The sequence below is a fragment of the Clostridium lacusfryxellense genome (assembly GCF_018861735.1).
GTDB lineage: Bacteria > Bacillota > Clostridia > Clostridiales > Clostridiaceae > Clostridium_AD > Clostridium_AD lacusfryxellense.
On record NZ_JAHLEB010000009.1, the window covers coordinates 60,662 to 72,577 of the forward strand.

Sequence of the window (11,916 nt, forward strand, 5' to 3'; positions counted from 1 at the left end):
AATGATAAATAAAGAAGATAAATCAATGAATGATGAATTATCGAAAGATATACAAGTTAGGTTAAGAAAAATTGAAGGTCAGGTTAAGGGTATTGAAAAAATGGTTACAAGTGATGCTTGTTGCAAAAATATTTTGGTTCAGGTAGCTGCAGTGAGGGCTGCTATGACCAAAGTAGGAGGTTTAGTTTTAGAGAGATATACAAAAAACTGCCTTCTTAGTGATGATGATGTTGTTCAAGAAGAAAAAATTGATGAATTAGTTTCAACATTTCTTATGTTTTTAAAATAAATTTATATAAATAAAAAAGATAAAGAAGTAAAATTTGATTTCAAATTTTACTTCTTTATCTTTTTTAATATTGAACTTATCGAAGATACAAAAATTATTCCAATAGCTATTGCGCCTGCACTAAAAAGCGTTACAATAATTTTTGACAGGGCAACTTCGAAATTACCCTTTACCGCCTCAAGGGTAGCATAATACATTCCACCACCGGGAACAAGAGGTATAATTGCGCAAATTACGAACATGGTAACAGGGTTCTTATATACTCTTGCCATTATTTCTGAGTAAATACTCACAACCATTGAGGCAATGAACAAAGAAAATGAAATAGAGGGTTGTAAACCTGACACAAGTAGATAGGTAAACCAGCCGAGGCCTCCTCCAATTGATGCAATTATCAAGTTTTTACCACGAATATTAAATAATATTCCAAAACCAAGAGAACTTAAAAAAGCATAAAAAGAATTTATAATCATATGAGCTTACCCCCAAACAACAAAAACCAGATCTTAAAAATTATACTTGTCCCAGCAGCTATTGCAATGGCTATAAATAAAGCTTCTATAGACCTAGAAATTCCTGAAACTAAATCACCTGCAATTGTATCCCTTATAGCATTTGTTATGGCAATGCCCGGTACAAGAAGCATAATAGACCCTATTATAATAGTATCCATATTCCCAACAAGACCTAGAGCTGTAGCTACAAGAGCAATGGACGCAGCTACAGCACCTCCAAGCATATATTTTAGAAAACTGTTAACATCTAATTTATCTAAAAACACGCTTAAACAATTGATTAAAGCACCAATTATAAAAGCTACAAAAAAGTCTTTATAGTTCCCACCAAAAATCAGTGTGAAAAATCCTGCAGTACAAGCAGAAAAAAACGTTGTAGTATTTTGAGAATAAGGCGGTAAATTATTAATATAATTAATTTCTTTTCTTATTTCCGCAAATGATAAAGGGTTAGAAACAAGTTTTCTAGATAGATTGTTAATCATAGAAACCTTATTTAAATTAACTGTTCTAATGTGAACTCTTTTAATTAAAGAAACAGTTTGATTTTCATTATTAGTAATAGAAACCATAATGCCAGTAGGAGTTACAAAACTTTCAGTTAGGGGTATTCCATATGAAGTGCATATCATAGTTATTGTTTGTTCAACTCTATATGTTTCTCCACCATTTTCTAAAATGATTTTGCCAGCATCAGTAGCAATATGAATGATATCGTCAATTCGCATATAATCTCCTTTCATCATAAAAATCATCTTTGACTTTTAGGCTAATATAAGGTCTAAATTGTAGATTTAACATAGTATAAATAATAAAATTTCTACATCATTATATACCATAAAAGCAATAAATCATTGCTAGTTGGAAAATTAATTTAATTATTTTTTAAAAGCTTTAATAATATTTCATGAATATATAATGTATAAATTATAATTATGATATTACTAGTATTATACTCCCTCAATAATCATAATTTATAAAGAATTCAAAACATTTAGTAAAATAATCATCTTTTGGGTTGATAAATATGCAATTAAATTTTATAATATAATTATAATAATATATTTATTTTCTAAAGTTATATTTTTATCGATTTTAAAATTTATTATTAAGTCACCAAAGGTAGGGATTAGAGTTGACACCCTCTGGTGATAATTAATCTAAAAGATGAGAGGAAGGCATAATACTATGGAATATTTAAAAAACAGTGATTCAAAGATTTATCAAATTATTGAAGAGGAGAATACAAGACAAGAGGATCATATAGAACTGATTGCATCTGAAAACTTTGTAAGCAAAGCAGTACTTGAAGCAAATGGATCTATATTAACTAATAAATATGCAGAAGGTTATCCAGGAAAAAGATATTATGGAGGTTGTGAAGTAGTTGATAAAATAGAAAACTTAGCTCGTGAGAGAGTGATAAAGATTTTTGGTGCAGAGCATGCTAATGTACAACCTCACTCAGGATCACAAGCTAATATGGCAGTATATTTCACTGTTCTAAAACCAGGTGATACAGTTCTAGGAATGAATCTCAATCATGGCGGACATTTAACTCACGGAAGTCCAGTAAATTTTTCTGGCATGTTATATAATTTCATACCCTATGGTGTTGATAGTCTTACAGAGACACTAGATTATGAAAATGTAAGAGAACTTGCAAAATTACATAACCCTAAAATGATAGTTATCGGTGCAAGTGCATATCCAAGAGCTATAAATTTTAAGCTTTTTAAAGAAATATGTGATGAAGTGGGCGCTTATATGTTTGTGGATATGGCACATATTGCAGGACTTGTTGCAACAGGAGCACATGAGTCTCCAGTTCCATATGCAGATTTTGTGACTACTACTACTCATAAAACTCTAAGAGGACCTAGAGGTGGAGTGATTTTATGTAAAGAAAAATATGCAAAACAAATAGATAAGTCTATTTTTCCAGGTATGCAGGGTGGACCATTGATGCATACAATCGCTGCGAAAGCTGTTTGTTTTGGAGAAGCTCTTAAACCGGAGTTTAAAGTTTATATTGAACAAGTAGTTAAAAATGCAAAGGTACTTGGAGAAGAACTTCAAAAATATGGTTTTAAATTAGTATCTGGTGGTACAGATAATCATCTTTTACTTATAGAACTTACTAATAAAAATATTACAGGTAAAGAAGCTGAAAAGTTATTAGACATAGTAGGGATTACTGTGAACAAAAACACTGTACCAAATGAAACTTTAAGTCCATTTGTTACAAGTGGAATAAGAATTGGAACTCCTGCCGTTACAACTAGAGGATTCAAAGAAGAAGAGATGAAAGTTATAGCTGCACTTATAAATGAAACTATAGATAATAGAGAAGGTAATTTAGAACCTATAAGAGAAAATGTAGTTCAATTGTGTAGCAAATTTCCATTATACCAAGATACTATATAATACCTATATAACATAGATAATCATAAAACATTAATAAATTACTGTTATGCAATATTTCTTATATATATGGGCACATTATTATATAAGAAGAGGTGATTTTATGAAATTCAAGGTAATATGTGTATTATTATTAAGTATATTTATTATGGGATATAGTAGTGGTGCGGAGGCATCCACTATGGTAAAAGAACCAATTATGTCACATGAACAATCTATATTAGCTCAAAATAGTCTGCGAATTATAAACTCAGTATCTGATGTTAGACGTGGTGGTATAGGTGTTATAACTATACAAGGAGCTCCTAACACTTTATACAGCATACAGACGTCTTATAAATTATCAAACAAAACAGTTTTTGTAACCCAGTGGAGAACTACCGATTCAACAGGTGTAACTACATTTAATTGGGTTGTTAGCATGAAAACTATGGCTGGAACGTATGATGCCACGATATCTGGTGGAGGATATGCTATTAATACAAAACATAGGGTAGCACCTTAACATTTACAGAACAATCATTGAATGATTTGCTATTATTAAGATAACACAAAAGGAAATAACCATAAGATTGTTCTTAGGGTTATTTCCTTTTGCTCCATATTTTGATATACTTTATTATATCAAAAAACTTAATAGTTGATAAATACTTAAAGAAATACTAGGAGGCCTAATTATGATTGACTCACATATACATACAGAGTTTTCTGAAGACTCTGAAATGAAAATTGAGCACGCGCTGCAGCAATCAAAGAAAATTGGAATAGGTATTACTTTAACAGAGCATGTGGATTTTAATTTTTCAAAAGGAACTGATATTATTTTTGATATTGAAAAGTATTTTAAAAACTATGAAAAGTATAGGAGTGAAAGCCTTATGCTTGGAATAGAAATAGGAATGCAACAAAATTGTTTAGAGAGAAATAGAGAAATTACAAGCAATCACCCTTTTGACTATGTAATTGGATCAATACATATAGTGGATAGCGAGGATATTTACTACCCCGAATTTTATATAGGTAAAACTAAAAAAGAAGCCTTTGAGCAATATTTTGAATGTATGATTGAAAATGTAAATCAGTATGATTTTATTGATAGTTTAGGCCATATTGACTATATATCTAGATATGCTAATTATGATGATAATGAAATATATTATCATGAATTTAATGAATACATAAATGAAGTCCTAAAAGCCATAATAAAAAACAAAAAAGTAATGGAGATTAATACAAGAAGACTAGGAGGGAAGAAAGCGTATGATAATCTGACTTCAATTTATAAAGCATATAGCCAAATAGGGGGCAAATATGTAACTATTGGCTCAGATGCCCATAGGGCAGAAGATATTGCTAAGAATTATAATGAAGCTATTAGAATATGTGAGATATGTAACTTGAAACCAGTGTATTTTAAAAAAAGGAAAATGGAGTATATTTCTTTATAAATTAAATTGTCTACCATTATATTTATTATATGTTAATATTAAGACGTGAGATATAATAAGGAGAGTGGAAATGGATAACAGCCAACTAATTAACCAAGTTATTGTATTATTTATTATTATGACAGTAGGCTTTTATGCTAAGAAAAAGAAGTTTCTTAACAGCGTTTCAGATAAGGGACTGTCTGAATTATTACTAAATATAACTCTACCATTTATGATAATAACGTCATTTAACATTAAGTACGAAGCAGAGATGGCCTCAAATGCTCAAAAAATTTTACTGTACTCTTTTTTAATACACATAAGTTTAGTATTTATTAGTAAAGTGATTTTCTATAAATTCCCTACAAATAAACAGCAGGTATTTAGATTTATAACAATATTTTCTAATGTCTGATTTATGGGTTACCCAGTACTTGAAAGTATTTATGGGGGTATAGGTGTTTTTTATGCAGCTATATTTAATATCCCTTTTAACATTTTAGTTTGGACGGTAGGTGTAATGCTGTTTACAGGAGAAAAAGATTTTAAATCTATGAGAAAAACATTGGCTAATCCAGCTCTTGTAGCAGTATTTATTGGAATTATTCTATTCATATTTTCAATAAAGTTACCGATTCCAATTGAAAATTCATTAAAAATAGTGGGCTCTACCACTACACCTATATCTATGATTATTGTTGGCTCAATGCTTGCAGAGATGAAATTTAAGGATGCGTTTTCTAATGTTTCGGTATATTATGCTGCGATAGTTAGACTTTTGATAGTTCCAATGATTATTTATGTTACTTTAAAAATTTTAAAGGTAGATGAATTCTTAATTAATATTTGCGTTATACTTGAGGCAATGCCAGCAGCTGTAATGGCCGCAATAATTGCTGAAAAATATGGTGGTGATAGTTTATTAGCGTCACAATGTATTTTTATAACTACCATAGTTTCCGGAATAACTATACCTATAATAATATTATTTTTATAGGTATGGTAATATTAAAATAGTACACATAGTTGTTGCCTACATTATAACAAATCGTTATTTATGGTGTAGATAGGTGATTAGTGTACTATTTTCAATTGCAATTTTCTTAGCAAAGACTATTCCATTAGTAAGTGAGTTTTAGACATCAAAAAGTGTTTTCTTCATATTTGCATATTTTGTAACATAATAACTTCTTCTTAATGAAATTGTTTTTAGAGCATTTACCAATATATCAATTTCAGAATAAGTATTATATAGTCCAAAACTAATTCTAACCATCCCAGGGTGATATAAATGAGGATTTTTAATTCGCTCACTTAGAAATTCACTGGAAATATTTAATAGTTTAACAATATATGGTTGAGCGCAAAAACATCCACTTCTAACAGATATTCCCCATTCATAAGAAAGTATTCTGGCAACTAATGCATGGTCAATTCCACAGATGTTAAATGGTATTATACTAACCCTATCAATTGATTTAGAAGTGTCACAATATATAATAAGGTTTGGAATATCCATGAGTTTTGACATAGCATATGCCGTTAATTTTTTTTCAAAATGCTCAACATTATTCATACCAATTTTACTTAGGGCCTTTATAGCAGAAACTAGTGCAACAGCCCCTATAACATTTGGCGAGCCTGCTTCATGTCTTTCAGGAGATTCATTCCATTTTATAAAATCATGTGTAACAATATCTACAGTTCCACCACCTACATGATCAGGAGTGCATTTATCTAGGATACTTTTAGGCCCAATGAGCACTCCAATGCCAAAAGGAGCATACATTTTATGAGCTGAGAATATTAAAAAATCTATATTATACTCTGGATTGCTATTACTCATAATAATAGGTGCGTGTGGCACCAATTGTGCCCCATCTACAAGTAATTTCGAACCGAATTTATGAACTAATTTAGCTATATCATAAATAGGGTTTTTATAACCAGTAATATTCGAAGCACCAGTAATTGTAACTAGTTTTGTATAGTTATTGTATTTATATAATTTAGCTTCTAGATCACTCATGGATAATTTACCGTATGCGTCTACTGATATATAATCTATAATAAATTTATCTCTCCAGGGTAGATCGTTTGAGTGATGCTCCATATCTGTTGTTAATATAACACATTTTTTTAACGGATCGTATAATAGGTTAGATAATTTGTTAAAGGCTTCAGTGGAATTTTTAACATAAATTACTGTATTATCAAAATCAGCATTAACAAATTTGCGCACAAAATTTCTTGAATCTTCATATAATTTAGTGCTTAATTGAGACTTATAACCTTCACCGCGATGAATGGAGGAATACCATGGAGAAAAATCAATAATATCTTCCATAACAGATTTAAATGGAGGTGTTGTTGCCGCATTATCAAAATTAATTGATAGAACGCTTTTGCCTGTTATAAGGGGGACCTTTGTGTTAACTCCAAGTATGAGATCTCGGTAGCTTGGACTATTGCAATTAGGTGGCATAATACTCCTCCTCGTAAAATTATTCACAGTATATAATATTAATTTGACGAAGAAAAGGTGACTCAATAAATTAGATTTTTGATTATGTAAAAATGTATTTTCGTATTATCTACTCATAATATATTCTAAACATGGATCGACCTTATTTATATAATTTTGTAAAGTTGTAGGAATGTACACATCAGGTAAAAGAGAAGGTACGTTATCATCTTCAATATTCTTGTAATACTGCGTTGAATAGCAAATTGTAAGTCCAGAATTTTTCAAAGTCATCCTCCCAAGCTCACCATAGCAGTTTGGTTTCCCACCAGTAGATTCCCCCACAAATATAGCAGATGTGTTTTTTTTAAATGAATAGGAATTTAATATTGCAGAAGAAAATGTCTCTCTCCCTATTATTATAAAAAGATTACCTGTCTTATTTATTTTAGAAGAATGTCTTATATCATCAATGAAGGAATTCAGTAATGACGAATTACCCCCAAAATTATTTCGCATATCTACAATGAGTCTTTCAACAACATGATTTTCAATAAATTTAATTAGTTCTTTGCAAAATGTAAAAACGCCACCCGGGACCATATCTTTGCACGCGTTATATTTAAAATAAACTATTTTATTTGTTTCAATATATTGGAACCAGTAATGTCTCTTGCTATTTGTTCTATAGAGAGGTAAGTTTTTAATATAATCTAAATCATTTTTAATACATTCTAGTTTTTCTCTGCATTCTTTTAAATTAAGTGATTTTACATCTAAAGTTTTTATTTTATTGTTTTCAACCTCAAATGTTAATTCTAAATTATCAATATCATCGGCAATTCCAAGATCATATAGTAATTCAATTGCAGGAATGTATTTAGGTAGCTGTGACTTAAGATAAGTTTCGTTTTCATAAGAAATAATTGATCTTAAGGATTTTATAACTTCTTCTATATCAATTTGATTAACCTTTGTTATTTTACAATAAAGTATATCTTGGTACTCAATAGGTGCTACTGTTACATATATCCCACTCCAAAACCAATACAATTCTAATGGCAGTAGTAGATTGATTCGTAATGGTATGGATGTATGAGCATCCCTTATGGATGCGATAATTTTAGCTAGTTGTAAATTTAATTCGTAATCACTAAAGGTTTCTATATTTGCTTTTATAAAATCTATATCATTAAAAAAATCATCTTTATTTCTATGAAAAAATAGATTTTTATGCTTTAGAGGAAGTTCTAAAGATAAGAAATCAATATCCTCTAGCCACCTAGTAGTTCTATCTAAATCCATATATTAAACTCCTTTATTTAAAGTTATAAATGCAATTACGTAATAAAAAAGGTAATATATTTCTCAAATATATTACCTTTTTTAATGAGTTATTTACGCTTTAACTATTTCATATGCAGCATCATAATCCACAGTTGTTTGAACACCTGTAATCATGTTTTTTATAGTAACCGTTTTATTTTGTGACTCATCGTCACCAATTAAAATTGTAAATGGAATCTTTAATTTGTTTGCATACCCAAGTTTCTTTGCCATTTTAGCATCTTCAAGATAAATTTCTGTGACTATACCCTTATCCCTTAAATCTTTTGAAAATGAAATAGCATAATCTATATTATTATCTAGGGGTATCACTAGAACTTTAGTTATACAAGTTGCAGCATCTTGTTTAAAGAACCCAACTTCATTTAATTGATAAAATAATCTAGTAAGGCCTATAGAAATTCCAACACCCGGCAATTTTTGTTTTGTATAATATTCAGCTAAATTATCATAACGGCCACCAGAACACACAGACCCAATTGATGGATATTCATTTAAGAATGTTTCATACACAGTGCCGGTATAATAATCAAGACCTCTAGAAATTTTAAGATCTATTTTAATATTATCATCAGGAACGCCAAATAGTTTAACATATTTTATTACTGTAGAAAGTTCACGAGCACCATCTTGAAAGTTTTCGTTAATAATATGTAGATCATTTAATAATGATAAAATATCATCGTTTTTTCCGCTGATATTAATGAATTCAAGAACTTTGTCTACAACTTCTTGAGTTAATCCAAGACTAAAAAGTTCCTGCGAAGCCGCGAGCACTCCAATTTTATCTAATTTATCAATAATCCTTAAAACATCTGCTTTAGCTACAATTCCTAATGCTTCAAAAAAACCATGAAGTAGTTTTCTATTATTTATTTTTATTGTGAAGTCCTTGAATCCAAGGTTACTAAACATTGTATAAATAATACTAGGTATCTGAGCATCATTAATAATATTTAAACTGTTATGTCCAACAATATCAATATCACATTGATAAAACTCTCTAAAACGTCCTTTTTGATTTCTTTCCCCTCTATATACCTTTCCAATTTGATACCTTTTAAATGGAAAAGTTAAGTCGCTAAAATTTTGAGCTACATATCTTGCTAGTGGAACGGTTAAATCAAACCTAAGGGATAAATCATTGCTACCCTTTAGAAATCTATAAATTTGTTTCTCGGTTTCTCCACCACCTTTTGCCAGTAATATTTCAGACTTTTCTATTACTGGCGTATCTATTGGCATAAACCCGAAACTCTCATAAGTTTCTCTTATTGTATCTGATAATTTATTAAATTGAATTTGATCTGCTGGTAATAACTCCATAAATCCAGGCAGTATTGATGGTTTTACGATTTCGTTATTCATTTGTAATACCTCCTATAAAAATATAAAAAACCCAACGTAAATGACGTACATACGTGGGTAATGTTCTTCCAAAGCGTTCTATAAATTATACTATATATAATGAAATACTTCAAGGATCAATAAACTTTTATTTAAAATAGTAATTCAATTATTTTGCAAATGCATAATATGGAGCATTATGGACCTATAGGCATATAATTCGTTATAAACTCGACAATTAAGCTTATAATATAAAAAATATAGTATAATTTATAGTTGACAAGATTACTAGGAGTTGATATTATTATTTTAGAAAGTATAGTAAAACACTCTACTTTAACAATATAACCGAAGGAATGTTCCATCTGTTATATGTAGGGATATATAATTAGGCAAAGTAAAAATCTCAGCAGGAGTGTAAATCATCTTCTGAAGTCGTTAATATCGTTGCACCGCAGGTGATGATTAAAGGAGTGGTTATTTGAAATTATCTACGAAAGGAAGATATGGTGTTAAAGCCATGGTAGATTTAGCAATAAATTATGGAGATCAACCTGTATCTATAAAAAGTATCTCTGAAAGACAAAACATTTCTGAATATTATTTAGAACAATTATTTTCATCTCTAAGACGTGCTAAACTTATTAAAAGTGTAAGAGGGTCTCAGGGCGGATATATACTTAATAGAAAACCAGAGGAAATAACTATATATGATGTTATTAATGTACTTGAAGGTCCAATTGAAATATCTAATTGCCTTGAAGATCAAGCATGTAATAATATTGATTGTTGTGCTACCAGATTATTATGGAAAAAAATTAAAAACAGTATAGATAGTGTAACTACATCAATAAATTTAAAAGATATTGTTGATGATTATAATGAAATGACATTACTTAAAGGAGTGAAAAATAATGAATAAATCAATATACATGGACCATGCAGCAACAACATATACAAAACCAGAAATAATAGATGAGATGATGCCTTATTTTACAACATATTTTGGTAATCCTTCATCAATTTATACTTTAGCAAGAGAAACTAAAAAGGCAATTGATATTGGTAGAGACAAGGTAGCGAAGGCAATAAATGCTGATTCAAGTGAAATATTTTTTACAAGTGGTGGTTCAGAAGCAGATAATTGGGCTATAAAGGGTATTGCTTCTTCTTATAAGAAAAAGGGAAATCACATAATAACTACAGTTATTGAACATCATGCAGTACTTCATACTTGTGAATATCTAGCTAAAAATGGATTTGATATTACATATTTGCCGGTTGATGAGTATGGGTTTATTAGTATTAAAGATCTAGAAAATGCTATTACGGACAAAACTATTTTAGTATCTGTTATGTTTGCTAATAATGAGATTGGAACTATAGAACCAATTAAGGAAATAGGAGCATTATGTAGAAGTAAAAAAATACTTTTCCATACTGATGCAGTTCAAGCAGTTGGACATATTCCAGTTGACGTAAAAGAAATGAATATAGATTTATTATCACTTGCTGGTCATAAATTTTATGGCCCAAAAGGTATTGGAGCACTATATGTACGAAAAGGTATTAAAATAGAAAATTTAATACATGGTGGTGGACAAGAAAGAAACAAAAGAGCTGGTACTGAAAATGTAGCTAGCATAGTTGGAATTGGTAAAGCTCTTGAGCTAGCAGTTGAGCATATGGAAGAAAATAATAAAAAACTAGTTATTTTAAGAGATAAACTCATTAATGGATTATTAAAAGTGCCTCACACAAGACTAAATGGACCAATAGGAGAAAAAAGACTTCCAGGAAATTCTAATATTAGTTTTAGGTTTGTTGAAGGTGAATCTATATTGTTAATGCTTGATGCAAAGGGGATTGCGGCTTCTAGTGGAAGTGCATGTACATCAGGATCTTTAGATCCATCTCACGTATTACTTGCAATAGGACTTATTCATGAGATAGCTCATGGATCACTAAGGTTAACAATTGGCGATGCAACAACAGAGGAAGAAGTAGATTACGTATTGGAAACAGTTCCAAGCGTTATTCAAAGATTAAGAGATATGTCACCACTATATGATGACTACTTAAAGAAAGGGGAAAAATAAT

The 11,916-nt window shown here is 29.9% G+C and carries 13 protein-coding genes; 8 read left to right on the forward strand and 5 right to left on the reverse strand.

What is annotated here, in order from left to right; translation table 11 throughout:
* The first annotated feature begins 1 nt into the window (after position 1).
* Positions 2-289 (forward strand): metal-sensitive transcriptional regulator, encoded by a 288-nt coding sequence (locus KPL55_RS07465; protein WP_246599343.1) that lies wholly within the window; start codon positions 2-4, stop codon positions 287-289.
* 47 nt (positions 290-336) lie between these two features.
* Here KPL55_RS07465 and KPL55_RS07470 read toward each other — a convergent pair whose 3' ends face one another.
* The gene (locus KPL55_RS07470) at positions 337-762 is read right to left on the reverse strand and encodes a threonine/serine exporter family protein (protein WP_216306083.1); all 426 of its coding nucleotides are present in this window, start codon (positions 760-762) and stop codon (positions 337-339) included.
* Positions 759-1,532 (reverse strand): threonine/serine exporter family protein, encoded by a 774-nt coding sequence (locus KPL55_RS07475; RefSeq protein ID WP_216306084.1) that lies wholly within the window; start codon positions 1,530-1,532, stop codon positions 759-761. Before KPL55_RS07475 ends, KPL55_RS07470 begins: the two co-directional genes overlap by 4 nt.
* Positions 1,533-1,992: 460 nt before the next feature.
* Between KPL55_RS07475 and glyA the strand changes: the two genes are divergently transcribed.
* The 5 genes from glyA (at position 1,993) to KPL55_RS07500 (ending at position 5,655) form a co-directional block, all read left to right on the forward strand.
* Positions 1,993-3,231, forward strand: a complete 1,239-nt coding sequence (gene glyA / locus KPL55_RS07480) for a serine hydroxymethyltransferase (RefSeq protein ID WP_216306085.1) — start codon at positions 1,993-1,995, stop codon at positions 3,229-3,231.
* A 100-nt stretch (positions 3,232-3,331) separates the two neighbouring features.
* Positions 3,332-3,733, forward strand: a complete 402-nt coding sequence (locus KPL55_RS07485; RefSeq protein WP_216306086.1) for a hypothetical protein — start codon at positions 3,332-3,334, stop codon at positions 3,731-3,733.
* A gap of 169 nt (positions 3,734-3,902) precedes the next feature.
* The gene (locus KPL55_RS07490; protein ID WP_216306144.1) at positions 3,903-4,676 is read left to right on the forward strand and encodes a histidinol phosphate phosphatase; all 774 of its coding nucleotides are present in this window, start codon (positions 3,903-3,905) and stop codon (positions 4,674-4,676) included.
* A 70-nt stretch (positions 4,677-4,746) separates the two neighbouring features.
* The gene (locus tag KPL55_RS07495; RefSeq protein ID WP_216306087.1) at positions 4,747-5,073 is read left to right on the forward strand and encodes an AEC family transporter; all 327 of its coding nucleotides are present in this window, start codon (positions 4,747-4,749) and stop codon (positions 5,071-5,073) included.
* A 3-nt stretch (positions 5,074-5,076) separates the two neighbouring features.
* Complete coding sequence (locus tag KPL55_RS07500; RefSeq protein ID WP_216306088.1) at positions 5,077-5,655, forward strand: AEC family transporter; 579 nt, start codon at positions 5,077-5,079, stop codon at positions 5,653-5,655.
* Between the two features lie 138 nt (positions 5,656-5,793).
* Here the strand turns inward: KPL55_RS07500 and KPL55_RS07505 are convergent, their stop codons facing one another.
* From KPL55_RS07505 to hisS, 3 genes are all read right to left on the reverse strand, one after another.
* Positions 5,794-7,143 carry an aminotransferase class V-fold PLP-dependent enzyme gene (locus KPL55_RS07505; RefSeq protein ID WP_216306089.1) on the reverse strand — a complete coding sequence of 450 codons (1,350 nt, stop codon included), beginning with the start codon at positions 7,141-7,143 and terminating at the stop codon, positions 5,794-5,796.
* A 105-nt stretch (positions 7,144-7,248) separates the two neighbouring features.
* The gene (locus KPL55_RS07510) at positions 7,249-8,427 is read right to left on the reverse strand and encodes a S41 family peptidase (protein ID WP_216306090.1); all 1,179 of its coding nucleotides are present in this window, start codon (positions 8,425-8,427) and stop codon (positions 7,249-7,251) included.
* Between the two features lie 93 nt (positions 8,428-8,520).
* Positions 8,521-9,837 (reverse strand): histidine--tRNA ligase, encoded by a 1,317-nt coding sequence (gene hisS, locus KPL55_RS07515; protein ID WP_216306091.1) that lies wholly within the window; start codon positions 9,835-9,837, stop codon positions 8,521-8,523.
* A gap of 460 nt (positions 9,838-10,297) precedes the next feature.
* On the opposite strand from hisS, the gene KPL55_RS07520 reads away from it, so the two are divergent.
* Positions 10,298-10,738: an RrF2 family transcriptional regulator gene (locus KPL55_RS07520; protein ID WP_216306092.1), complete on the forward strand. Its 441-nt coding sequence runs from the start codon at positions 10,298-10,300 to the stop codon at positions 10,736-10,738.
* Positions 10,731-11,915 carry a cysteine desulfurase NifS gene (gene nifS / locus KPL55_RS07525; protein WP_216306093.1) on the forward strand — a complete coding sequence of 395 codons (1,185 nt, stop codon included), beginning with the start codon at positions 10,731-10,733 and terminating at the stop codon, positions 11,913-11,915. The genes KPL55_RS07520 and nifS overlap by 8 nt, the downstream gene beginning before the upstream one ends.
* The last annotated feature ends 1 nt before the right edge of the window (position 11,916 follow it).